This is a genomic window from Echinicola sp. 20G (genome assembly GCF_015533855.1).
Taxonomy (GTDB): Bacteria; Bacteroidota; Bacteroidia; order Cytophagales; family Cyclobacteriaceae; genus Echinicola.
Genome location: NZ_AP024154.1, coordinates 2,386,333 through 2,412,014, shown reverse-complemented (window position 1 = coordinate 2,412,014; position 25,682 = coordinate 2,386,333). Strand labels below are relative to the sequence as shown.

The window sequence follows — 25,682 nt, the reverse complement described above, 5'->3', positions numbered from 1 at the left end:
AAAGATAGAACCGAAATCACACGGTAATAGGATGCTATTATTATTAAACAGAAACCCCTTGATACATCTGAAAACAGACACATCAAGGGGTTAAAATAGCTTAAATCTTATGGTTTTCTATTCCCAACCGGGGTTTTGTTCCAAATTAGGATTCAGAGCTATTTCCTGAGATGGTACTGGGTAAAGATATTGATAATCTTCCCAAGCTGGTGGGGTTCCAGGAAAAAACTGGATATAACCTTCAGCAGCTCCTCCTTGGATTGGGATACGATTATTTACATCAGCTCCTACAATCCATCTACCTAATTTAGGATCGTTGGTATAGTCCATTTTCTTCCATCTTCTCAAGTCATTGAACCTATATCCTTCCGCCATTAACTCAATTCCTCTTTCTCTTCTTATCTCCCAAAGTATCGGGTCCACTTCTGGATCCCTTGTTGGATCAAATTCAGCGCCAACCGCTGAAATCTCCATAGGTGCTACTTCACCTCGTTCCCTCAACATATTGATGGTAGCATCTGCAACAGTTTGGTCAAATTCACCCAGTTCCCATTTAGCTTCGGCATAATTCACCATTACTTCTCCCATTCTGAAAATAGGGGCATCATTGAAATCATTATTCTGAATATCATGAAGCCTGTTATAGTATTTAAATAATTTGTAACCTGTTCTTGAAACATTATAGGGATCACCCTCATTAAAGTCCCTGAAATGTGGAGAAACCCTCAAAATATAACCAGCATGATTTCTACTTGGTAATTGCTTTTGAGTAGCATCACTTATTCCTTGCATAAAGTCAATATATTCACGGTCTTTTGGATCATCAGAATAGTCCCAAGCCAAGCGATTACCAGATACCGGCTTCACCCTGAAAGGAGGCGTGATAGTATAAAGCATTCTTAAATCCCTATTTCTAAACTCTGCATAAGGATCTCTATCCGTTTCAAATAAATCGCTATTCCAGCGAGTTTGTCCATCTTTCATCAAGTAAGAGTCGGCACCTCTTTTTGTTATATCCCAATTACCAGCTGAGTTCCTATGTCTAGAAGTAAGTACATGTGTCAAAACTCCGTTCTCATAACTTTTATACAACAAGACACCAGGAACTCCTGCCAAATCTGCACTATTAAAAAGCTCATTATAATTAGAGTGCAATGTGGGATTATTGGCTATCAACACTTCACCAGCATCTGCACTTGCTCTAAGAAAAGCTTCAGCTCCTTGAAGACCATGATATTTTCTCCAAGTCCCTTCAAACAAACCAAATCTGGAAATCATGGCCCTTACCACATCACTACTGATCGAATTTGATGGAATACCATTGGTACCTGGTTCCATGATGTTTTCCTCAGCGAATAACAAGTCATCAAGTATATGCTGAGCCACTTCAGCCCTTGGGGTCCTTGGAGCATAAAGCAATTCATCATCATCAGTCAAAACCCTATCTATCCATGGCACATCCCCATATGCTGCAATCTTGTCATAGTAATCATAAGCCCTAAAGAAATAGCCAACTGCTCTCCAGTGGTTCTTTTCAGCTTCAGACATATCTGAAGCATCTAAGTTTTGAAGCATAATATTCACTCTTCTTACAAAGGAAAAATCCCAAATTCCAGACGTAGTAGGAATGATTTGTCTCCCCCAAATCCAACTTGAACCTTGATTGCTATTATTATGCATCATCAGGTCTCCATCCCATTCACTATTTGGAACGCTCAGGTCAAAACCGGGAAATATGGTATAGAAACCAAATGCGTAAGTTTGCGTTACTTGAAAGTTAGCAAAAGCATTATCTTCTGAAAAGGCCAATTCGGGAGTTTTATCTAAAGTGCTCTCCACACAACTTGCTGTCATCCCTAATAATGAAAGGCCTAAGACTATATTTTTTATCTTTTTCATTTAATTCCTGATTTAAAGTGTCACATTAAGTCCAACAGATACCTTTTTGATAAAAGGATAATTCCCCCCTTGGCTGACATTGGTCAGCTCTGCATTCAAGCCATCAGGTAAATGATCAAAATTGAACAGGTTTTCTCCTGACACATACAACCTAAGTCGATTAATCCTCAACTTATCCAATAAGTCCCTGTCAAATGAGTAACCTAATGTGATATTTTGAACCCTCAAATACGCTCCATTGGATAGATACTTCGTCTGTGTCCTTAAGTTACCACCGTAATTTCCTCCACCATTAGGATAGTTTCTAGGATAGAAAGCATCAGTATTTTCTGGAGTCCAGTAATCTAACTGGTGTTTATAAATAGTTGTAAATTCAAAGGTATATGGGAAGACAACTGGATTACTGATCCACAAATCTCTCTTACCTATCCCTCGGATAAACAAGGAAAAATCAAAGTTCTTATAGGAAGCCGATCCATTTAATCCAAATTCAAATCGTCTGGTATTGTTACCAATAATGGAACGGTCACCTGGATCTGAAAGAGTGCTGTTACCCGTAAAGATTTCTCCATCACCATTTAAATCAGCATATTTAACATCTCCAGGGTTTGGATTCACCCCATTATATGCAGGCACTCCCTCTACTAACTGTCCATTCATCAGATTGGCATCCAACGACCCTTCCACAAAATCATCAACTGTATAATAACCATCTGTAGTAAAGCCCCAAATCTCACCAGCCATTCGTCCAACATAATACTGACTCAATAGCCCAGCTTCGTTTTTAAACTTTGTGATCTCTGTTGAATTGTCATAAAGATTAAAGCCTAGGCTATAATCAAAAGCGCCATGGTTTTCTCTCCATTTGATATCTAGCTCCCAACCTACTGTTTTCAAATCAGCCACATTTTGCAATGGAGCCGATGCACCTAACACGTTAGGTAGTTGTGATCCTGGGGCAAGCATATCCAAAGTCTGTCTATTGTACCAATCAAAAGCGGTATACAATTTATTGTCAAACAAACCAAAATCAACTCCAAGGTTCAATGTCCTCACTCTTTCCCAAGTATAACTCGCACTTACTAGATCTGGTGCACTTAAGCTCACCGCTCTTGTTCCAGCATCTACATCAATCCAAGCAGCGTTATAAGTAGACATAGTTGGTAGATAAGGATAATTCCCCCACGTATCTTGAATGGCCTGGTTTCCAATCTCTCCCCAAGACGCTCTAAGTTTCAGGTTGGTAATCGACTGGGCTATACCTGCCATAAAAGGCTCACTACTTACTTTCCAAGCAGCCGCCACTGAAGGGAAGAATCCAAAACGATCTCCTTCTGGAAATCTCGAAGAACCATCATATCGACCGTTAAGCTCCAACAAGTACCGATCTTTCAAAGCATAATCTACTCTCCCAAAGAACCCGATAATTCCATAGTCAGTGTAACTATCATTGACATTAATAACACCAGTAGAAGTAGAAAGCCCAGGGTTATCTGGAGATATTAACATTTGACGTGAAGCACTAAATGACTCCGCAACAGATACCTGTTGGTTCATCCCCAACATAAAATGAAAATCATTATCACCCAGCTGTTTATCATACTTACCATACAAGTTTACAGCATGATAGTTTCTTTTCCAGCTATTCGTAAAATAGGAAGATTGACTTGCCTGGTATGGACTAACCGCCAAAGTAGCAGGATTAATCATGGTAGGGGTATAGGAAGGGTCCTGTACTTCTGTTCTTTTCTTTTCAAAAGTATACTCTGCATTCAATTCCATTCCCTCAACAGGCTTCAAGCTAGCTCTTCCAAAAAAACGGATCAACTCATCATAATTCTCTCGCATTGGAGAAAGCTTGATTAAATTGGCTGGAGTCGCAAAAGGAAGTTGTTCACCATCGATAACTCCTTCACCGATTGGAGTGGCCGAATGGAAATTGATGGCACTGTAATACATGCTACTCCAATCTCCACTAACCGGACCAGTACGAAGACCATTCTTGTAGAAAGAGTTGAAAGTTGTGCTTAGTTTTGGAGTAATTTGTGTGGTCAAGTTAAGGTTAACATTATAACGCGTATAACTATCCTTATCAGTCACCATAATTCCGTCTTCATCATTATAACCTAATGAAGCTCTGTAAGTGGTCTTTTCAGACCCTCCTGTCACTGACAAATTGTGAATTTGTTCAAAACCACTCGTACCTAAAAACTCCCCATACAGATCATTTTCTCGTACGTAATACCTAAGACCGTTATCATCCGTAATATACCCATCTGGATAAGCACCTGGGTTAGCGTTGTACTCATTTACGTAACCAATCCATGTATCCACATCTTGGCCTGTCCAATAGGTCTGCTGGCCCCAATCTTTAAGGGCTGTAGTAAATTCCAGAGGGGAAGCTTTTTCAGGCAGGGTACTTGGCCTGGTAAAACCAAAATTATTGGAATATTCCAATTTCAAAGGTTGATTTTTGCCTCCAGATTTAGTAGTGATCAAAATCACCCCAAAAGCAGCTTCTGCACCATATATTGAAGCCGCTGAAGCGTCCTTCAACACATTGACACTTTCAATATCTCGAGGGTTTACATCATCCAAATTCATTGGAACATTATCTACTAATACCAATGGAGCACCACCATTAATTGATTCAAACCCTCTGATATTAATAGATGTTCCTGATCCTGGCTGACCGCTTCCATATGTAATCTGAAGCCCTGGCACTGACCCTTGAAGGGCTTTAGCCGCATCAGTTACTGGTCGATCCCCTAATACTTTATCCATCTTCACCGTAGTTACAGCACCAGTAATGTCCTCACGCTCTTTTGAGCCAAAGCCTACTACTACAACCTCATTGAGAGCAGACACTTCTTCTTCCATCACTACATTAACAATGGTCCTGGCTCCTACAGTGACTTCTTGGGAAACATATCCAATTGAAGAAAAAACCAATACAGCCCCTTCTTCAGGCACACTAAGTGTGTATTTCCCATCTATATCAGTAACAGTCCCTCTAGTTGTACCTTTTAGTAATACATTAACCCCTGGTATTCCCTGCGGTTCATTTTCTGAGGTAATTGTTCCTGACACTTCCTTGTCCCTAACTTCATTAGTCAAAATCAATGACTCCTCTCTTTGGATCCGACTTACACTAATTGTTTCATTTACTTGTCTGAACCTTAAGTCTGACTGAATGGATATTTCTCTAAGGTATTCCTCTACTGAGGCTTCTTCTTTGCTCAGCTGCACTTTCAATTTCAAATCCACTCCTTTATCTGTAAAGAAGAAGCTGAAATCGGTCTTTTGCTCAATTTTATCAAACAATCGTTTCAACGATGTTTCGGAAGTACTGAGCTCAATCATCACTTCTTCTATGTCTTTCGCTTGCGCACTAGCAGAAACTGCAGCCAAGGAAGACATAGCTAAAATCATGATCAAGCAGCCACAAATAGCATACTTTGTTGACATGATTAAAATTCGTAAGTAATTATTCATATTTTAGGTTTTGATTAAAACATTGTTTTTTAATAAATATCAACTCTTCAATTGACCGTTGGCAGTTGATATTAGAATTCAGTGTTCCGGAAAGTATTGGCGTACTTTCCGGTTTTTTTCATACATCTTCAATACATAGGCATTATTGGGTTAGGTTAATTGTTACTTCATTTTTACTTATTGCATAATCAAAGCTCATCGAATAGCTTAACACATCAAGCACATTATCAAGGGATTCTCCATCCCTAAACCTACCTGAACCTTTAATAGCGCTCGCATCTCCTTTTACAGTTATGGTCACACCATACCATCTTTCTAGCTCTTTGATAATTTCAGGAAATGGAGTCTTCTTAAACTCCAAAACTCCATACATCCACTGGGTAATAAATTTGATATCTATCTTTTGCTTTTTCAATGAAGGAGAATTCCCCTTTACCACTGCTCCTTCACCTGGATCTAAAAACAAGACCTGATCTGTCACTTTATCACTGACACTCACTTTTCCAGTTAAAAGTGCCACCTCAATCTTTTCTTTCTCAAAAGCTTTAATGTTGAATGACGTACCTAAAGCTTGAGTAATTAGCCTATGACTTTTCACCTCAAACGGATGCAAACTATCCTTCTTCACTTCAAAAAATGCTTCTCCAATTAAAGTTATTTTCCGGTCACTAATAAAGTCCTTTGGGTAGGTGATGCTGCTCTCAGAATTTAGATACACCATAGATCCATCAGGAAGTCTAATTTTTGTCTTCATACCAGATGGATTGGATTTTGTTACAAAAATTTTCTCCTGAATTACATCCTCTTTAGGCACTTTTTTAAACAATTGAAAAGTTAAAAGAGACAATAAAAAAACAATGGTTATTGAAGCAGCTATTTTCCAAGAAGACAACCTTTTCTTACTATCTATTAACCTAACTTCCTTCTTATGGGATTTCGAATGAGTTAGTATTACCTCATCATTTTTCTTTTGATGAGTCTTCTTTAGTAATGTTTCAATGTCTAACTCTGCATAATTTTCATTTTTATGGGGCTGATCCCAAGCATCATCTATGGCAGCAGACAGTTTTTCTCTCCCCCCTTCGGATAAAAACCATTCCACAAACTCTTTCGATTCCTGTTCAGAAAGTTTGTGTTCCAAAAAGTCTTTTAATTGTTTGTACCTATCCATTTATCTCGCCTTATAATATTATATAGACGCGAGGTAGACAAAAGACCCAGTAGGATTAAAATATTTTTACAAAAAATTCACACTCACTATCAGACAGCTTGCAATAAGGAAAACCAGTGAAATTATTTTTGAATCAAGAAGCTTTTCTTTAAGGGATTTGTTAGCCCTGAAAAAATGATTCTTTACAGTCTTTTTTGAAACCTGAAGTTGATCAGCTATTTCATCAAGACTTAGATGATCAAAATTTTTCATCATAAAGACTTGCTTTTGTTGAGGAGGAAGACTGTCCATCACCTTACATGACTCATCCATCAAGTCTGAAAAAATCACATAGTCTTCCGTATGATTATGTCCTTTATCGGTTGTCATGAATAAATGATCCTTGTAAATAGAAAGCTTCACTTGTCTTTCTATTTGCCTAATGACTATAGACCGTGTAATGGTAATTAAGTATGCATTAAATGATAATGAAGGATCCAGGTTTTCTCGGTTTCTCCAAATTTTGATAAACACTTCCTGAACCACTCCTTCAGCATCCTCATGACCCAATCGCATTTTTCGGGAAACATGATAGATTTTCTTGGCGTATTTCCTAAATAGGCTATTATAAGCAAATTCATCACCCTTTTTCAAGGCCTCCACCTTTTCTCTATCTATATCTTTCCCTGCTTTAAACATTCATATATACTATTCTTGCTTCGAAACACATTCTGAACAAATTTCCCAAAACTGAATCACCTTTAAATATAATAATAACGAATTATAGAAAAAATGAAACTAAATAAAATTAATAAAAAATGATACGAAAGATTGAGTGCTTTCCTAAATCTTCTTTTAGGGTTTATACCTTAGACATTAATTAAGAGCCATTGATACAATTCATAGTATTACATGCCACTACCTTATGTCAAAATTTAATATATTTGATTTTAAATCAGTAAAAAAATTTAGTAACCTTCATTAAGCTGACTAAATCTCAAAGCCATAACCTATTTCCATATCCATGAGAAATTTCAAAAACTTCCTTCTAGGACTTGCTGGAACTATACTTCTACTTTCCTGCCAAAGTCAAGAAAGCAATGAACAAAGCACTCAGCAAGCCAAACCAAAAAGTAAACCTAATGTGTTGGTTATTTTAACAGATGACCAAGGCACCTTTGATATCAATGCTTTTGGTTCTGAGGACCTGGAAACGCCGAATCTAGACCGAATCGCACACGAAGGAACCCGGTTCACTCAATTCTATGCGGCTGCACCAGTATGCTCCCCATCCAGAGCCAGTTTGCTTACAGGAAAATTCAACTTTCATGCTCGCTTGTTTGGCAATGTAGCACCGCCACATGCTGACCCGGAGTTCAAGTCTGGCCTTCCAACGGATGAGATCACCATGGCAGAGGTTTTCAAGAAGGGAGGATATAATACAGCATTGATCGGAAAGTGGCACTTGGGACACAGTCCGGAAAAACTACCAAATGGCCAAGGCTTTGATTATTTCTTTGGTCACCAAAGAGGATGTATCGACAACTTCTCCCATTTCTTTTTTTGGCATGGCCCCAATATGCATGACCTTTACAGAAACGAAGAAGAGGTGTATTACCAAGGAGAATTCTTTGGTGACCTTATGGTCGATGAAGTCAAAAAATTCACTGCACCTGAAAAAGAAGACCCATTCTTTATCTATTGGGCCATCAACATGCCTCACTACCCTTATCAAGGCAGAAAAAAGTGGCTAGATCATTATAAGGACACCCCTAGCCCAAGAAAAGAATACGCGGCATTTATCAGTACTTTTGACGAAATGATAGGTGAGGTATTGAATCATTTGGAAGCTACTGGACAACTGGACAATACCATTATAGTTTACCAGTCTGACCATGGTCATAGCACTGAGGAACGAGCTTTCTATGGTGGTGGTGACAATGGTCCATTCCATGGTGCCAAGTTCTGTATGCTGGAAGGAGGGATTCGTGTACCTGCCATGATTCGCTACCCGAAAGCAATACCGGCCAATGAACTCAGAAACCAAATGGCCAACAGCATAGACTGGTTGCCTACTTTGGCCGAACTGACCAATACTGAAATTCCAAATAAGGATGATATAGACGGAAAGAGCTTGATGCCAATCATCAAAGATAAAAATACACCTTCCCAACATGATGTTTTACACTGGGCTACTGGTGACCCTGAAATCACCACTAATTCATGGGCTGTGCGAAAAGGAGATTGGAAACTTCATGGCAACCCTTGGGATTCTGAAAAAGAGCTGGAGTTTGGTGAAGACGATAAATTATACTTGGTCAACATGGCTACGGACTCTACAGAGACCACCAACCTTGCGAAGCAGCGTCCTGATAAAGTCAAGGAACTTCTTAAAATTCATAATGACTGGAATCAAGAGATGATCAATCTCAAAAACAAATAATTTAAGATCACTTTAAAACAAAGCCTTCTCCAAAATGGAAGGCTTTGTTTACTTAAAATCTAATACCTTAATGAAGCAATTTCAACTCACATTGCTGTGTTTACTAATTGTCCAGACAGTAAGCTTTGCTGACTCAAATGACACCATTCAAGTTATCAGTCATGATGCCATCACAGTCGTGACAGATCCTTCTAAGGGAGAAAAATCCTATACCCATTGGGCCGTATTTCCGGATCAAAAAGAAGCGATTAGAAAAATCATCATGAAGATCAAATTCGCCTGTCCTGACAACATGCGCTGTGCTGATTGGGATTATGTGGATCATATTACCTTGAAGCGAATCGGTGGGAAAGATGGGGAAATGATGGATTATGAGATCGGCCGGATGCTAACACCTTACGGTGGTGCTTTTGGTGAAGATTGGGAATTCGACTGGGCAGTAGATGTGACAGACTTTAGCTTATTACTTCGAGACAGTGTAGAAATAGAGTACAAGCACACTGGCTATGAGCCTAACAAGGACCGTGGCTGGAAGGTAACCGTCGCGTTCGACCTAATCAAGGGCCAACCTACCATGGAGCCTGTTTCCATCACTAAAATATACCAAGGACATTACCGGTATGGTGATGAAGAAAATCCTATTGAAAATGTATTAAAACCGATAAATGTATCTAAAGAAGAAGGAACTTCTTTGGGACGATTTAGGATCATCCAGACAGGTCATGGCATGGACAGACCTGATGGCTGTGGAGAATTCTGTAACAAGTTCAGGGATTTTCTTTTGGATGGAAAAGTAATGGCCAGCAGACAAATCTGGAAACAATGTGGAGAAAATCCACTTTATCCTCAGGCAGGCACTTGGATTTTTGATCGCGCGAACTGGTGTCCTGGTGATTTGATCCAGCCGGACATTTATGATTTTGAATTCAGCCAAGCTTCTAGAACGGTTCAGCTGCAAATGGAAAACTATGCCTCTCCCAAGCCAAGCGCCAACGAACTGATTTCTGCTTATGTGATCCAGTACAAGCCTTATGTAGAAAAGAATGATGTCTCCATTGAAGACGTGATTATTCCTTCTAATAAAGCCATCCACAGCCGAGTAAACCCAGCTGCTTTTGGCCCCACCATCATTGTCAAAAACAATGGAGCCAACACCTTAAATAGCCTACAAATTGATCATGGAGGTGAAAGCCAAAAACCGATCAAATTTCAATGGAAGGGCAACTTAAAACCAGGAGCAACAGATACTATCAGAATGGATGGAGTCATCCCACAAGAGGGAAAACTGCAATACAATTTTGAACTGAGCAAACCAAATGGAAAAAGAGACGGGTACACTGAAGACAACCAAATGACTTCTAGCTATTCCCGTACTCCTGTTCACGAACCAAACTTGATTTTCCATTTGGAAACCAATCATGCAGCCGAGGAGAATGCTTATAAAATTATTAATGCTAAAGGGAATATTATTTTTGATAGAGTGCTAGGCACTTTGGCTGCAGACACCACTTATAAAGATTCGCTTAACTTACCTTCTGGAGCATATCGGTTGGTACTGACCGATAAAGGAGGGGATGGTCTGGAATTTTGGTACAAAACAAAAGCTGGACGAGGAAAGGCCATTTTACTCAACCAAGAAGGTAAAATCCTCAAAAGTTTCGATTCTGACTTTGGCAGCAGCATTACCTATAATTTTACTGTCGGAGAAAACACTGACCCTATCAAAGAAGACGAAATCTCCTTGGGTGTGTTTCCTACCCGAACCAATGACTTCACCTATTTTGATTACCTTTCCAACAACCCTGAAGAAGTTTTTATCAGATTGATAAAGGATCCTGGCGGAGAAGTAGTCGAAGAACATCATTACCTGGACTTCAAGGAAGGAAGACTTACCTTTGACCTGAGTAGGTACCCCAAAAGCCGGTACTACTTCCGCGTCTATGTCAAAGGAAAGGTGGTGTACAATAAACGGGTACGCGTCAAAGAGTAAATGAAACAAAAAACTCCGGGCTGGATTTAACCCGGAGTTTTTTTGTTCTATCCATATAATCTCCCTTGTCTATATTCGGAAGAATATCTTCTTTTTATATAGCCAAAAGCAGATGTACCACATCGCAAAAAGCACCAAAAGACTGAGCACAATAGCAGCGCTCAACTCTCCCATCCAAGCAAACAGGGCGTTAGAAAAAGGAAGTAAAATATCCCGGATCAGGTCCGCTCCACCCACATGGGCAAAGAGGTAGATGAACAATGGGTTCAATCCAACGATAGCAAAGAACCACACGCCTCTCTGATTTTTACGAACATCTATCCACCAATAACATATAACCAAAGCAATCAAGGACCAACCTCCAGAAGCAAACACAAAGCTACTCGTTGAGATCCGTTTAATAATCGGAGTAAACGGGCTAATTCCATAACCAAATATCAAAGCCAATAGCCCCGCCAACAATAACACCTGGAGCTTTTTCTTATCTGAGCTTTTTCTGAGTAGCAATTGTCCAGCGCAAACACCCCAAATGGTATGAGCCGCTGTAGGAATGGCGTTGAACATCGCCCAGTGACCTCCATCTTCCTTACCAGAAATCAATATATTGAACCAAGCTCCAAAATTCTCCCCTGCGACAAAAGCTTGATCAAATCCCACTACAGGAAAAAACCTATACAGCAACTCACTGATCAATATCAACAAAATAGAAAAACCAATCTGAATCGCAGGAGATTTACGAAGAACCCAAAAAGCTAAAATATAAGTAACCCCCAATTGAGCCAATACATTCTGAAAACGGAAAACTATCCTTCCTGGACCGATACAATACAAAGCCCATCCCAAAATCAATAACCAAAAGGCCCTCCAATAAGCATGCTTGCTAAGTTGAGCATATGAATCCCCTTTCTCCATTCTTTTGGTAAAAGACAGGGGCATGGCTACACCTACAATAAACATAAAAAAGGGCTGGATCAAATCCCAAAAATGTAAGCCTTCCCATTCGACATGATGAAACTGTTCGCCCAATGTGTAAATAAAAGTCCCTTCCAAGTCAGGGGACACCAGATAGGAAAACAGCTGGGAAAATTCAGCGATCAAAAGAAACATGGTCAGTCCTCGATAAAAATCGAGAGACAATAATCGATCATTTGAGGTTTTAGGTATTTCGGGCATCATCGAAAATAAGGTTAGTGCCCTTTAATTTACTAACATTAGCATTATATCCTTCCTCATTATCAATCTATATCAATACAAAATAGGCTGCCTCGAAATTTCGAAGCAGCCTACCCGCTAATAATTAAAATAACAGTTAGTAAAGACCAAACTCAGCCAAGTGGGTGAAGTATACATTTTCACCACTTCCATTATCATGACCTTCCGTAACCGTGACCTTAATATATCGGAAAGATTGGGACGAAGTAAACTCAACCATTTCCTTAGTTGTATCACCAACTGAAAACTGACCCAAGTCAATCCAGCTATTGGCGTCATTGCTGATTTCCACATTGACGGTTTTTACCCTACCATTATACTTATCCAATCGCTGGCCAAACACCATTCCTTGAACAACCTCGGCCTTTTCCAGGTCTAAAATAAAATGGTGAGGAAAAGGAGGACTAGCTTGATACCACTGGGAATGCCAAAATGTATCATCCTTCCCATCTAACATATTAGAGGCAGCACCCTTGTTGGTACCACCACCTACCAACTCTTCAGAGGATACACCAACTACTTCCCAATTCTCCTTGGAAATTTCATTTACTTCCTTGAGTTTCTCATCGATATTGGGTTTACCTCCTTCATAGGCATAAGCATATTTAAGCTCTGTAAAATTGCCATTTACATGGCAGAACCTTACCCTCATCTCAAACGGATATTGTTTAAAATCTTGGTCAATTCCAGCCAAGGGCATTGTGAGGGAAATACTATCTCCATCAATGATGTTTTTGGTAGCCCAAGTGATGGCATTGTAATTCCCATCTCCCTCACTCGTTTTTGGGTCATTATAAACGATCACACCGTTAATATCTATCTCAGATTCAAAACGACTCTTCAGGTATAAATTTTCCCCATCCGCGTAAATCCGCATTGATTTCAGGTTAAAGCCTAAATCACCCTGGTAGTGATCACTGCCCGCATCTTTGTTCATGATTTGATTGTTATTAAGGATCAAAGCGTCCGCAAAAGTCAACTTTACCTGATCAGGGGTATCATTGAACTCATGGTTTCCCCAAGACATCATGGAAGTCCAACCATCTGTTGCTTTATGCTTGTTGTGGGGTAAATTCAACCCATGCCCCAACTCATGAATGGTTCCCCCAATCCATAGCTCATCACCCTGCCTGCTACCATCCTGCCAATATCGCATATCATAGTTTAAGTAATCCAGCGCGTAGCACCACTTTCCGAGTCCATAAAAAGGTACACCTCCAGCATCCCAACCATTTTCACCGGTACGACTAGGCATAAACACCAAAGTGTGTGCTCCTGCCTCCTCGTCAGGATGTGCATTAAAGTACGATCTGATCTCATTTCCTGCTGCATTTCCTCCTCCCTCATACGGATAATCCTCTTGTCCCCCTTGTCCTCGAACAACAATCACTTTTACATAGTCAGGGTCCACTTCACTCTTTAGTAGTCCAAAGGTTTTGCCGGGAAAGCCTAATTCGGTCATTTCATCCTGGAACCAATCCTGCATGAACAGCATGATCCCCGATAACCGCTCGTGATAGTTTTCTAATGGCTCGATGTCCGCAGGAACGAAATATACAACGTTCAAATTGTAGTTATAATCTGAGTCATAATTGCCCAGATCCACTACTTCTTCTTCCTCCTCTTCATCATCCACCACGGGAGGATCTGGCTCAACATTCTCCATAGAACAACCGTAGAGTCCCGCAAACAATAGAAAACACAAAATTTGACTTTTTTTCATTGTGGTTAGTTTTGGTATTAAAAATTGGTTTAGTAAAGTCCTATTTCAGCAACGTGCACAAAGAATTCACTTTCTGTTCCATCATGATGACCTTCTGTAATTGTCAACTTGATGTATTGGAAGGTAGCGGGAGCGTTAAAATTAACAGCACCTCCATCCAATGGGATACTAAGGGTTTCCAAAGAAGTCCACGTGGAATTATCTGCACTTACTTCTACTTCAATAGTTTTAGGCCTTCCATTCTGTTTGGACCTATTTTGTATAACCAGTCCTTTTGCTTCCCTTGAAGCTCCTAAATCCAAAGTGATATAATGGGGATACCCTGGGTTACCTCCTGCCCATTGACTGTGCCAAAAAGTAGCTGGGTTTTCATCAATGGCGTCCGCTGCACGACCATTATCAGCCCCTTCTCCAGATGTCTCTTCTGAAGAAAAATCAATTACAGACCAATTATCTTTATCAAAAGGAACAACTTGATTGTCCAGTGCTTCATCTACTCGAGCTGTCAAAACGGAAAGATCAGCACCCGGTGTATTGGTTTGTATATTTGCAAAGCTGACAGATTGCTCATCAGCATGAGTGTAACCTCCAGAGCTCATATAAAACTTACTGGATGATCCTTGTAAAAGCCCTCCTGCATAATCATCTCTACCCTCTGGCACTCCGTCTGTATGTGTCATACTGGCTTTATTGAAGTTGATCCAGTTTCCATCTACTTCCTTTCCCCACATATTGTAATATTCAGCCATACGGAGTTCTTGTCCATTTCTGTTTCCGAAGTTTTCTAAGAAAGAATAGAATCCATCAAAATACCGCTGCTCTTTAGGGGCTTTCCACGTGGCCATGTATTTCCAGCCTTCAGCCTCTACATCCTTAAACCAAGCAGACAACAACACTGTGTTGTCATTGTTTCTTCTCACATTCATGATAAATTTGACAGGAACGGCCGTTTCCCAGGGATACTTCCAATAAGACTGCCCTCCAGTTCCTTCATTTCCAAAGCCACCTGCGTAAACCTCCTCACCTTTGTCAATCAAAGTCACCAAATCCTCAGGGTTCACATCCTCACGATCATCTGGCACATCCGAGCTATCCCAAACAGAAAAAAGCACCCTTCTTTCTGAGGCACTATTGACTTGAATCCCAAAGTATCCTCTATAAAATCCCAGGCACATGTAAAAAGTGTACATTGGATCAGCATTTTGGGGAACATTAATTTCTCCATACAACCAATCATACTCCCTAGCAACTTGATCACCCGGCTTAAAACTCAAATGAACTGAAGGAGAGGACAACCATTTGGCATACCTAGCCGATCCCTTATCAGTTAGAAAAATAAAGTCATCCACCTCTGCCACTTGGACACCTGTCTTGGAGATAGGGTCTAACTCAAACCTATAAAAACCTTTTTGACTGATTTGGATAGTGTCAAATAGCGTTTCCTGAAAACTTCCGGAACCACTTACTACTGCATTGGAAATTTCCTGAAAACTCTCATCGTTTGGTGAAGTAATTTTCAATTGGAAATCAGTCTCTCCCCCATCAGCAATCTTTAACGATATGCCCGTAATGTATTTCCCAGGGGTCAATTCATAATACCCTACCAAATTATGGTCAACGGATATCCAATCCTCTACTATGTCCTGATCTGCATCAGGGTTATAACTCATCGCAGGGTTTTGACCATCCCAAGGTTCCATATACGACTTATTGGCAGGAATCAATTGCCTATTAGCATATACCGTCTCAGTTTCAGTGGAGTCCGGCTCATCAATAATAGGACTGACATCCTCTGCTGCACAGGAAGTACAAAAAATTAAAACAAATATTGGAATAACTGTATAATTGAATCGTTTCATGAAAATTTAGTTAAAAAAGTAGGGCCAATGAAAGTTGGCCCTACAGGTTGGTAAAACAAATTATTTACTGTCCAAAAACATTGAATTCGCCTAAATGTGTATAATTATTAGGACCTTCGGTAGCCACCATTTTGATATAGCGAATTTCCGGATTCGATGGTAAACGATACCTTTGACCATCATTGGTCTGATTATCGAAATCAAACTCTCCCAATACTTCCCAACTTTCATTATCCAAACTTCCTTCGATCCTGAACTTAGTCATTCCCGTTCCATTGTTTTGTCTTCTAAACAATTCTACTCTACTCACCACTTTCACCTCTTTCATATCGATGGTGAAATGATGGGGAAATGCGGGAGAAGCACCATACCATTGGGAATGCCAGAAAGTACTTACATCGCCATCTAACACAAAAATGGCTTGTCCATTTGCGGATCCTTCTCCAACAGCTTCCTCGGAAGAAAAGTCAACTATTTCCCAGTCGCTTTTATCGAAGATCTCCTCTTCATAAGGTGCTAATGTCATGGAAACCTCTTCGGAACGTGCACCTTCGGAATTAGCCACATAAACTACAAAACTCTGCTCCTCAACTGCAACATCCGAAATTTCACCTATACCTTCCACTGCACTGGAGTTAAACACCTCTGTCTGTGGCTGACCATTAACATCAGTATAACTTATATTTACCGCCACTTCTCTCTCGGTAACATTTTCCCAAAGCACTTTCACGCTACCAAAATCTGGTATAAGCTCCACAGTTTCTGCCACAAAAAGGTGAGGCGGCTTGTTGGGAGTAACGGAGACTATCGTCGAATTCGATAGATTACCACTTTTATCTCCCAGACTAATTTCAAAATCATACGCTCGCTCCTCCAAACCTGCAATCACTGCATTCTCTGCATACTGACTAAACTTTTGGTGTTTGTTTTCCCCAGCAGAGTTTTGATAGGCCACTTTCACAAATACCACATTTGGGTCTTGTGGAAAATCCCAGCTAAAAACCACTTCTCCATATCCAGCTTCCGCTTGAATATTATTTGGGCCATCTGGCAGTTTCACCTCATCATCTTCCATACAAGAAGTGGCTAAGCCCAAAATCAATAACCCATATATATATTTAATCATGCTCTTTTTCATAAATGCTTAATTTTACCATCCCGGATTTTGAACTAAACTTTGGTTGATCTCCAACTCGGAAATTCTAATTGGAAACAGGTAATAAGAAGGTGAATTGAACACCCTATTTTCTGTGTTGACTACCTTATAAAACTCCTCAGAAGAATTGGCAGTAATATTCAAGCCTTGTGCAGCAACATCAAATTCTTCTACCCCTTCTTTCCACCTTCTTACATCCCAAGCCCTGTGTCCTTCAAATGCGAGTTCAATATTTCTTTCTTGCTTGATGATCTCTCGCATTTCTTCTTTGCTAAAACTGGATTTACCTACTAAAGCCCATGATTCAGCAATGGTTGGTACACCCGAACGGGTTCGGATGTCATCCAAATAACTAGTTACCTCGGTGTGTCTAGCTGACCCATAATATTCATTCAATGCTTCTGCATAGTCCAAATAAAGTTCACCCAACCTCACCAATGGCCAAGGATAGTTGACCACTTGGTTTTGACTTGCTGTAATAATGGTTTCAGGATGAACTCCTTTTTGAACCAAATAGCCTGTTGGAGAATAATTATTTTGTCCACTGCTCCAACCATGCTGCTCTCCTTCTCTCAAGTACATCACCACTTCATCACTGTTGGCCATAAAAGTTCCTCTATCAAAGGCTATGGAAGCATAAAACCTAGGCTCTCTGTTTCGATGCAATGCAATGGTACTATCAGCCATATCATAGCGATCCTCATAATCAAACTCCGGATCGACATCTATTGGTAGCCCGTTTTTGGTGTAGTATTTTTCAACCATAGAAATAGAAGGAGCTTGACCATTATAAGCTGCACCAGCTACCCTAGGCATGCTGTGACGCTGCCAACCATAATATCCCTCTGGTATGCTGTACCCCCAAATCAATTCCTCATTCCAAGGCTCAACCATTGAATAACGGTAGTTGTACTTACCTTGCTCGTCTGTTCCTCCTTCTACTGCAGTATGTTCATACAGCTTGATCCCCATGGCTTCTGCCTGGTCTATTGCTTTTTTTATTTCTTCCGCAGCTCGCAACCATTTCTCTTCCGAATAACTGGTGTTCATCAAAGGCGTTCCGTCTTTGTTTGTGAAACCATCGTAAAACTCTGAATTTCCATTGAACAAAGGACTGGCCGCATACAATAGCATTCTAGCTTTTATGGACTGGGCAATTACCTTGGTCACCCTTCCAGCTTCACTGGATGAAGCGACATTATTTGGCAATAAGTCTACCGCCTCATCAAATTTACCTGCGATAAAATCCACACAAACATCATATGGTTTTCTTGCTGCAAAATAAACTTCCTCAGGAGCATCAAATGGAACCTCATTTTCCATAAGAACAATTGGCCCATACTGTCTCAATAGATTGAAATGGTAATAAGCGATCAAAAATGTAGCCTCTCCTTTCATTCTGGTAATCTCAGAAGCTGTAAAACCTGGGGTATCGTCAATGTTATTAAGGAAAATATAGCACTGTCTGATCCCATCATACATATCGATTTCACCACTAGGAGTCCAATAGTCAAAAAATGGATCTGTTGCATTTAACTCTCCTCTCATCATCCTTTTGGCATAGTAATGAGAGCGGTCCCACGGAGTCACCATCTCATCAGTACCCCACAAAGCAATCGCACTGAACATATCATTCTCAGCAGGCATAAATCCATAGAGCGAGTAAAGAAAATTCATCGCTTCATTGGGACGCTTAAAGGCATCCTCAACAGTACTTACATCATCAGGGACAATATCCAAATAGTTACATGAACTCACTGTCAAAGCGCCAGCCATGGAAAGACCCAAAACAACTTTATTTATCTTATTTTTCATTGATATCATTTCTTGCAATTTTAAAGGTTAATTTGAACACCAATATTGATCACTCGCTGTGGTGGGTATCCCAAACCATTTCCTCCACCTTGCTCTGGATCCCATAGTTTGAACTTGCTAAAGGTCATTAAATTCACACCATTGGAATAGAACCTAACTTTCGGATTATATTGGTAACCTATTTCTGCATTTTTCAATCTGACAAAAGCGCCATCACGCAACCACCAAGAAGAATTTTGGGTATTGTTTGGATTATCAAATTCTGAAAGTCGAGGATAGAAAGCATTGAAATTCTGGTTTTCCTCAGTCCAATAGTCATCAGCTATCGCTTTCAGCACATTTCTTTCGTTTTGAGCAAAAGGCTGAATATTATTGATAAAGAAAGAGGTATTGGCCACACCTTGGAAAAGCACTCCAAAGTCAAATTTCTTATAGATTACGTTTACACCAAAACCATAAGTGATCTCCGGCACTGAAGGGTGCCCCATTGGAACCCGGTCATTGGCATCAATTTGATCAAAACCATCATACTCTTTAGAAACATCAGTGTACTTGATATCTCCAGGGTAGTACTGTCCACTAAAAGTCTGGGTGGAGGAGGCATCTATTTCAGCTTGGTCAATAAACAACCTCTCTGCCTGCAATCCCCACAATTGGTTGATGGGTTGCCCTACTCTTGACAAGTATGGATATAACCTATTAGGTTCGTCGATTTCAAGAATTTTGTTTCTGGCAAAAGTAAAGGTACCTCTTGTCGAAACCATTAGGTCTTGGCTGAAAGACTGATTATAAGCTAAAGTAAGGTCAATGCCCTTGTTTTCAACCTTACCCAAATTGGCATAAGGCTTCGCATCACCCACCCCGATAGTACCAGGCACAGTATTTCTTTGCATAAAAATCCCGCTTCTGATCTCTTTGAAGACATCAACATTCAACATCAACTTACTGAAAAGTTCCAAGTCCATTCCGAGGTTTAGCTTCTTGCCTTCTTCCCAAGTGATATCAGGATTAGCATAACGATTGATAACCACCCCATTTCTCGAATTATTAAAGTTCTCCCCAAAGGTATATCCTGCTCCATCACCGGCGCTCAAGTTTACATTACTTAGATATGGGAATCTCTCGTCACCAATACGATCATTACCTGAAATACCAAAGGAACCTCTTATTTTCAACAAACTAAAAGTATTGGTCAGGCCTGCAAAAAACGCTTCATTGCTCAGCACATACCCAAAAGCTACAGATGGAAAGAAACCAAAGCGTTTTCCCTCTATAAAGTTTTCCGATCCATTATAACCAAAGTTGGCCTCTAGCAAATATCTTTCGTCATAAGCATAAGTTACCCTCCCTGAGATCCCTTGGTTTCTACTTGGAAGAGAAGCTGTCAAATCACCTCCTACAATGTTGGTATTATATTGCCTTTGTAAATACACCAAAAGGCCTCCCACATCATGCTTCTCAAAAGAACGGTTGTAGTTTAAAGAAGCTTGGAAAAAAAGTGATCTGTCCCCATTATTTGAACCCGACTGTGCCAAAGCTTCACGTCCGCCCTGTCCGATCAGTCCCAAATCATAAGTATATTGACCAGTTGCTTCATCAAACTCATAACCAGTCATTTCATAGAAATAAGGTTCGTACGATCTGGTGATTTGTGAAGAAGTCCAATTTTTAAAAGAAGCCAACCCAGCAAATGAAAGCCCCTTGGTCACCACATCTAGGTTTTGTCTGATTCGGACTGTCGAAAGCAAGGTTGAATTGTTTCTTTCCTTATACCCTTTTACCAAATCAGCGTAAGGGTTATAAAATGCATTGTTTACAAAACCACCAGTCTTATTTCCAAACCAGATATACCCCGTTTCTTCTTGAGCTGGATAGGTTACTGGAAAACGAACAGGGTTTGAATTCATCACATTTCCAAAAATCCCAGAAGCATCTACCGCCGGACCATTGTAGTCAATGATATCTGCATTGAGGTTCAGCTCCAGTTCTGTTGTTGGAGAAACGTTGACAGTGATGTTATTGACAAAATTATAGCGGTTCTGGTCAATGTTATTATTGAAATCATTGACATCAGTTTTACGTAAAATCCCTTGGTCTTTATAATAGGATACTGCCATGTAGTATTTAGCCATCGTACCTCCACCACGAACATTCACATTGGCATACTGGCGGGTAGAGTAATCTTTGAACAGTTCATCCATCCAGTCCACATTAGGAAAAACATATGGATCCAAACCGTCCCTTGTACCTTGAATTTTTTCTTCGGTGTATTTGGCCGGCTGAAAAGGGTTTTGATTTCTTCTTGCGGTATTGTACATCTCCATAAAAGTCACTGCATCCGCAAACTCTGGCAATTTGGTAGGACTCATAAATGAGTTTTCCATCATGATATTCACCTGAGGCTTATCTAAAATCTCCCCTCTTTTGGTTTCGATCAAAATCACACCATTGGCACCTCTGGCACCATAGATAGCCGTCGCAGAAGCATCTTTAAGGATAGAGAAGTTTTCAATATTCATGGGATCAATACTGTTCATATCTCCAATGGAAATCTCTATTCCGTCCATAAACACCAAAGGATTGGTATTTCCAAAAGTGGCCAGACCTCTGATCCAAAACTGGGCAGCATCTCTACCTGGTTCACCAGAACGCTGTACGGCAACTACCCCTGAAAGTCTTCCCGCAAATGATTGGGAAAGGTTCGAGGTAGGTATTTTTAGCTCTTTAGGTTTGATAGTCGTTACAGATCCTACCACAGATACTTTCTTCTGCTCGCCAAAACCTACCACGACCACTTCATCCAAAGCTTCCTGATCTTCTTCTAAAACAATTTCATAAACACTGGAAGCTCCAATGTTTACCTCAAGTGATTGGTATCCAACAAATGAAACTTTAATAACAGGACTGGTGGTGGTCAAGGTAATTTCAAAGTTTCCATCTATATCCGTGGCTGTACCATTTGTAGTACCGACTTCTATGATGTTTGCTCCCGGAATAGTTACTCCGCTTTTATCCATCACTACACCACGAATCTTTCGCTCATCTTGTATTATAGATGGTGTAGCACCTTGCTGTTTTAAGCTTAAGCCTATCGAATTATTGATTTGTTTGTAGCTGTAAGGAGATTGTTTTTTCACTTCTCCTAGTATCGACCTTAAATCATTGCTTTTTTGATTTAGGCTAATCTGATAGCTCAGGTCAAAATCCCCTTTATAAGAGAAATTAAAATCAGTTTGTTCTTCGATCAGCCTGATCAAAGACTGCAGGGTATACTGTCGGCTGTCCACCTTCACAAAAGTGTCTTTCAGGTTTTGAGCACTTAGGTTCCCCGCTAAGCTGACGGTCATCGAAAGTCCAATGATTGCAGCGAGACATAGCATTCTTGTGGTTACCCTCATAAGCAGGATAAGTAGATTTTTTTTCATAATTTTATTGTTGTGAAGAGTTTAAGTGATTTTCGAATTGCTTTACTCCAGTTAAGGCAAGGCTGTGCCAGCAGCTTTGCCATTAACATCCTTCATTAATAATGATTACTTTTTTCTCATTGATGGTATAATTTATATTGGTTGAATATTGGATAATCTCTAACAGCTGATCAATGGTCAGGTTATTGTAAGTCCCGGTAATCAAACATTCTTTTGAAGTTTTGCTAAGTACTTCCACTTCCACACCATACCAGTTTTCCAACCTTTTAGCTACCCCGTTTATGGTTTCATTGAAAAACACCAGTTTTTCGGATTGCCATCCAAATACAAGGTCCTCATTCTCGATTGGAGAACTAGATAGATTACTTTCGTCAAAAATGGCCTGCTCACCTTTTTCTATTATGACTTCATCTTCTTTTCTATTTGAGGCCACCATAACTTTACCTGACTTTACCGCTACGGATTCATTAGCCTCATACCTTGCATTGATATTGAATGAAGTACCCAAGACAGTTGTTGTCAACTGATGAGTTTTTATCTGAAATGGTAATGATTCGTTTCTTTTCACTTCAAAAAATGCCTCTCCTTCAAGCATGACTTGTCGGGCCTCATCAAACTCCTTATTCACTTTCAACACACTATTACCATTAAGATAAACTTGTGACCCATCCTGAAGCTCAATTTTCTTCCTCTCTCCTTTCTCACTTTTATAAGTCAAAAATTCTTGATGTTCAGTTCTTGTTAAAAAATAAAACAATACAGTAGCGGCTACACAGATGATACTGACAGATGCGGCCAACTTGGTCAAAAAAGTCAAGCCCCCTTTTCGTTTGGTATCTCCTTTTTTGATCTTATCCAAAGTAGCTTGATAGAGCTTTTCTTTATACTCCTCTTTAGAAAGATCTGTATAAACAACTGGCTCCTCCTTCTCTTTGGAAAGGTACCAGTCATCCAGCAACTGCTTTTCTTCTTCGGTTATCTGAGCTTTGAAAAGCTTATTGACCAACTGTCTGAGTCGCTTCTTATTTAGGTTTTCATCATTCATATATCTCTAAGTGATGAAAACTCCATTTTACTACCTCTAAGATTCAATATTTATTATCAAAAACATTTAAAAAACACCAATCTTAATTCATAAAATCATTCAATAGTTAGTTGTTAATTACGAAAAAACCAACACAACCCCTTTAATATTATGTTTATAAAAAAAATAACATACATTTAACTCAAAAAATATAATTATTACTAAAATTCATTTAATTAACGAAACAAATGAATTACCCAATAGATACTCGCCATAATTTCATCTGAATTAATATCAAAATCAGTCAATAACAGTTCAAAAGATTATCTATTCTCTGAAAACCTACGGGATAAATATGAAGAAGGGAAATTATGTCTGAAGCTCTTTAAAAAGTGTTCCTATTTGGAAAAATCTTTCCACAACAATTATAGAAGCTTTATAATAGGCCTACGATTATTCAAGTTAGCAGCTTGGTAAAATCAATTTGCAGCAACAAGCATTAAAAAAAACAAAGGAGCATAGTCCTTTAACTCCACTCGTAATGAGCTGAGCGATTTGTGGAGGTTGTTATGAACGGTCTGTTGAGACAACTGAAGCTTCTCTGCTATTTCTTTACATTTGAGTCCTTCAAACCTGCTCATCTTAAAAATCAGTTGCTGTCTCTCCGGTAATTTTTCCAAGGCTACTTCCAGCTGATCAAATAACTCATCAAATTCAACCTCATTGGATTTTGATCCAAGATGCGACTGATGGATTCTTTCCAAACTACCATCCCATTTTCTTTGCTCTATGGCTTTATAAACGTGATACTTGACTGCAGTATGTAAGTAACTCTGAAAGTTGGTCTTTATCCTGAGCGTTTTTCTTCTTTTCCATATATCTGCAAAAACCTCTTGGACAATATCCTCTGATAGTGGCTGAGACGCCAGCCTTTTAAAAGTAGCAGCATACAATTGTTCCCAATACTTTTCAAAAACTTCTCTAAAAGCGGCAGTATCATCATGTCGCATTCGATTAATAAGTTCAATATCGAGGCTTCTTTCTATCATATAATGGGTGGGACGGGTTTTTGCTTTTTGAAGCACTCACAATATTAACATAAAAAATTAATAATCATAACATTATTAATTTTTTTCATTTTATTTCCTTTACCATACAAAAAACTTCATATCAATACTTTAGGGAAATTTAAAATCTTTACCGCTCCATTATGAGGTTTGTAAACCTTTATTTCAAATTCATCTGACTTTAGATTTATATCCTTCATATTGGATTAGGATGATACTATTTCACTGAATACCTTTTTAACAAAAAGCTTCACAGCGCCAAACCAATCACAATACTCTGACTAACTACTTTTTAAAACAACCAAATACTTTATTTGCCTCTTCAAAGTCTAATAAAGTATTTATATTCTACCTCCTCCATAAAAAACAAAATCAGCTCCAAAAAAATTGGAGCTGATTTAACTTCTATTTACCGATCTGAAATTCCTATTAGAATCCGTATATCTCAGCTAGGTGCGTAAATTGTGTATTACCATGAGTGCTCGTGATCGTCACCCTAAAATACCTGGCGTTTTGGGGACTCTTTAAGAACACTGGGTTATTGTTATTATCGTCTGGAAGATTTCCTGGAAAAATCTCTACTTGTTCCCAGTTTGTTCCATCTTCACTTAGTTCCACAAATATTGCATTCACATTTCCGGTTCCTCTATTTTGCCTTTGGATAAATGAAAACCCATTTACCAACTTACTTTCTCCCATATCAACTGCTATGTCGTGCGGCAAGCCAGGTAATGCCCCTTGCCACTGCGTATGCCAAAATGTATCAATATTATCATCCAAGGTATGCTTTGCATGCCCATTGTTTTCACCTTCTCCTGACACCTCTTCAGAGGACACGGATAAAACAGTCCAAGAGGCTCTACTAAACGCTTCATAAACAGGAGGCTCTGCATCTATCAAGAAATAAGTAGTCCGCAAGGACTCATTTATAGGCAATTCACTTTGCACAGACTTAATTGTCACAGGCAGTAAGTATTTGGTCTCAAAATCAAAGCCATTAGTTGGAGTAACCCATACCTTCAAGGCTTCTGATCGCATTTGTTCTCCATCTATCGACACCTGATTACCTGACAACTCATAGCTCCCTTCTGGAGCCATATCATAATTGGTCCCATTTTCCTGATTATAGGTATCTACCATTTCAGGAGCTACCGCAAACTGAACCCCCATAGTTGTATTCAGAATATCAGGAGAGCCATAAGCAGCTCCAAAAACCAAAGCCTGTGCACTATCTTTCAGCACCAAAGTATGTTGATAAGGCTTATCAATGGCCTGAGGCATATAAATTTGCGCATAAGGGCTGATTTCAGCCTCGTCATTTTCGCAAGAGGACAATGCAGCCATACTAAGGATAGCTGCAAGCGTCCAATACAATATATTATGTCTTTTCATATTATTCTACAAGTTTAATTGTGGGATAAAAC

At 39.5% G+C, this 25,682-nt stretch carries 15 protein-coding genes; 2 read left to right on the top strand and 13 right to left on the bottom strand.

Going from position 1 to position 25,682, the window contains the following annotated elements:
• Nucleotides 1-117: 117 nt before the first annotated feature.
• The 4 genes from JL001_RS10305 to JL001_RS10290 all read right to left on the bottom strand — a co-directional run bounded on the left by JL001_RS10305 (nucleotide 118) and on the right by JL001_RS10290 (nucleotide 7,243).
• Nucleotides 118-1,899 (bottom strand): RagB/SusD family nutrient uptake outer membrane protein, encoded by a 1,782-nt coding sequence (locus JL001_RS10305; protein WP_200976000.1) that lies wholly within the window; start codon nucleotides 1,897-1,899, stop codon nucleotides 118-120.
• Between the two features lie 12 nt (nucleotides 1,900-1,911).
• The gene (locus JL001_RS10300) at nucleotides 1,912-5,367 is read right to left on the bottom strand and encodes a TonB-dependent receptor (protein ID WP_236252771.1); all 3,456 of its coding nucleotides are present in this window, start codon (nucleotides 5,365-5,367) and stop codon (nucleotides 1,912-1,914) included.
• A 169-nt stretch (nucleotides 5,368-5,536) separates the two neighbouring features.
• Nucleotides 5,537-6,565 (bottom strand): FecR family protein, encoded by a 1,029-nt coding sequence (locus JL001_RS10295; RefSeq protein WP_200975998.1) that lies wholly within the window; start codon nucleotides 6,563-6,565, stop codon nucleotides 5,537-5,539.
• Nucleotides 6,566-6,631: 66 nt separating this feature from the next.
• Nucleotides 6,632-7,243: an RNA polymerase sigma factor gene (locus tag JL001_RS10290; protein WP_200975997.1), complete on the bottom strand. Its 612-nt coding sequence runs from the start codon at nucleotides 7,241-7,243 to the stop codon at nucleotides 6,632-6,634.
• 325 nt (nucleotides 7,244-7,568) lie between these two features.
• Here JL001_RS10290 and JL001_RS10285 point away from each other — a divergent pair, with 325 nt between their 5' ends.
• Together JL001_RS10285 and JL001_RS10280 are read left to right on the top strand one after the other, a co-directional pair.
• Nucleotides 7,569-8,987 (top strand): sulfatase, encoded by a 1,419-nt coding sequence (locus tag JL001_RS10285; RefSeq protein ID WP_200975996.1) that lies wholly within the window; start codon nucleotides 7,569-7,571, stop codon nucleotides 8,985-8,987.
• A gap of 70 nt (nucleotides 8,988-9,057) precedes the next feature.
• Nucleotides 9,058-10,977, top strand: a complete 1,920-nt coding sequence (locus JL001_RS10280) for a peptide-N-glycosidase F-related protein (protein ID WP_200975995.1) — start codon at nucleotides 9,058-9,060, stop codon at nucleotides 10,975-10,977.
• A gap of 69 nt (nucleotides 10,978-11,046) precedes the next feature.
• On the opposite strand, the gene JL001_RS10275 is transcribed toward JL001_RS10280, so the two are convergent.
• The 9 genes from JL001_RS10275 to JL001_RS10235 all read right to left on the bottom strand — a co-directional run bounded on the left by JL001_RS10275 (nucleotide 11,047) and on the right by JL001_RS10235 (nucleotide 25,650).
• On the bottom strand, nucleotides 11,047-12,153 hold the full coding sequence (locus JL001_RS10275) for an acyltransferase family protein (protein ID WP_200975994.1): 1,107 nt from the start codon (nucleotides 12,151-12,153) through the stop codon (nucleotides 11,047-11,049).
• A 133-nt stretch (nucleotides 12,154-12,286) separates the two neighbouring features.
• Nucleotides 12,287-13,912 (bottom strand): discoidin domain-containing protein, encoded by a 1,626-nt coding sequence (locus JL001_RS10270; RefSeq protein ID WP_200975993.1) that lies wholly within the window; start codon nucleotides 13,910-13,912, stop codon nucleotides 12,287-12,289.
• Nucleotides 13,913-13,941: 29 nt separating this feature from the next.
• On the bottom strand, nucleotides 13,942-15,771 hold the full coding sequence (locus JL001_RS10265; protein WP_200975992.1) for a DUF3472 domain-containing protein: 1,830 nt from the start codon (nucleotides 15,769-15,771) through the stop codon (nucleotides 13,942-13,944).
• Between the two features lie 64 nt (nucleotides 15,772-15,835).
• Complete coding sequence (locus JL001_RS10260) at nucleotides 15,836-16,909, bottom strand: discoidin domain-containing protein (protein ID WP_200975991.1); 1,074 nt, start codon at nucleotides 16,907-16,909, stop codon at nucleotides 15,836-15,838.
• Between the two features lie 12 nt (nucleotides 16,910-16,921).
• Nucleotides 16,922-18,742, bottom strand: coding sequence for a RagB/SusD family nutrient uptake outer membrane protein (locus JL001_RS10255; protein ID WP_200975990.1), 1,821 nt, complete (start codon nucleotides 18,740-18,742; stop codon nucleotides 16,922-16,924).
• Between the two features lie 20 nt (nucleotides 18,743-18,762).
• Entirely contained in the window at nucleotides 18,763-22,167 is a 3,405-nt protein-coding gene (locus JL001_RS10250; RefSeq protein WP_200975989.1) for a TonB-dependent receptor, read from the bottom strand.
• Between the two features lie 82 nt (nucleotides 22,168-22,249).
• Nucleotides 22,250-23,212 carry a FecR family protein gene (locus JL001_RS10245; protein ID WP_200975988.1) on the bottom strand — a complete coding sequence of 321 codons (963 nt, stop codon included), beginning with the start codon at nucleotides 23,210-23,212 and terminating at the stop codon, nucleotides 22,250-22,252.
• A 458-nt stretch (nucleotides 23,213-23,670) separates the two neighbouring features.
• The gene (locus JL001_RS10240) at nucleotides 23,671-24,240 is read right to left on the bottom strand and encodes an RNA polymerase sigma factor (RefSeq protein WP_200975987.1); all 570 of its coding nucleotides are present in this window, start codon (nucleotides 24,238-24,240) and stop codon (nucleotides 23,671-23,673) included.
• A 447-nt stretch (nucleotides 24,241-24,687) separates the two neighbouring features.
• Nucleotides 24,688-25,650: a discoidin domain-containing protein gene (locus tag JL001_RS10235; protein WP_200975986.1), complete on the bottom strand. Its 963-nt coding sequence runs from the start codon at nucleotides 25,648-25,650 to the stop codon at nucleotides 24,688-24,690.
• Nucleotides 25,651-25,682: the final 32 nt, after the last annotated feature.

Excerpts from the sequence above, each read along its gene's own strand:
- JL001_RS10275 (WP_200975994.1), bottom strand. The coding sequence starts at position 12,153 with ATGATGCCCGAAATACCTAAAACCTCAAATGATCGATTATTGTCTCTC.
- JL001_RS10240 (WP_200975987.1), bottom strand. The coding sequence starts at position 24,240 with ATGATAGAAAGAAGCCTCGATATTGAACTTATTAATCGAATGCGACAT.
- JL001_RS10280 (WP_200975995.1), top strand. The coding sequence starts at position 9,058 with ATGAAGCAATTTCAACTCACATTGCTGTGTTTACTAATTGTCCAGACA.
- JL001_RS10245 (WP_200975988.1), bottom strand. The coding sequence starts at position 23,212 with ATGAATGATGAAAACCTAAATAAGAAGCGACTCAGACAGTTGGTCAAT.
- JL001_RS10300 (WP_236252771.1), bottom strand. The coding sequence starts at position 5,367 with ATGTCAACAAAGTATGCTATTTGTGGCTGCTTGATCATGATTTTAGCT.
- JL001_RS10265 (WP_200975992.1), bottom strand. The coding sequence starts at position 15,771 with ATGAAACGATTCAATTATACAGTTATTCCAATATTTGTTTTAATTTTT.
- JL001_RS10255 (WP_200975990.1), bottom strand. The coding sequence starts at position 18,742 with ATGAAAAATAAGATAAATAAAGTTGTTTTGGGTCTTTCCATGGCTGGC.
- JL001_RS10290 (WP_200975997.1), bottom strand. The coding sequence starts at position 7,243 with ATGTTTAAAGCAGGGAAAGATATAGATAGAGAAAAGGTGGAGGCCTTG.
- JL001_RS10270 (WP_200975993.1), bottom strand. The coding sequence starts at position 13,912 with ATGAAAAAAAGTCAAATTTTGTGTTTTCTATTGTTTGCGGGACTCTAC.
- JL001_RS10235 (WP_200975986.1), bottom strand. The coding sequence starts at position 25,650 with ATGAAAAGACATAATATATTGTATTGGACGCTTGCAGCTATCCTTAGT.
- JL001_RS10295 (WP_200975998.1), bottom strand. The coding sequence starts at position 6,565 with ATGGATAGGTACAAACAATTAAAAGACTTTTTGGAACACAAACTTTCT.
- JL001_RS10305 (WP_200976000.1), bottom strand. The coding sequence starts at position 1,899 with ATGAAAAAGATAAAAAATATAGTCTTAGGCCTTTCATTATTAGGGATG.
- JL001_RS10260 (WP_200975991.1), bottom strand. The coding sequence starts at position 16,909 with ATGAAAAAGAGCATGATTAAATATATATATGGGTTATTGATTTTGGGC.
- JL001_RS10250 (WP_200975989.1), bottom strand. The coding sequence starts at position 22,167 with ATGAAAAAAAATCTACTTATCCTGCTTATGAGGGTAACCACAAGAATG.
- JL001_RS10285 (WP_200975996.1), top strand. The coding sequence starts at position 7,569 with ATGAGAAATTTCAAAAACTTCCTTCTAGGACTTGCTGGAACTATACTT.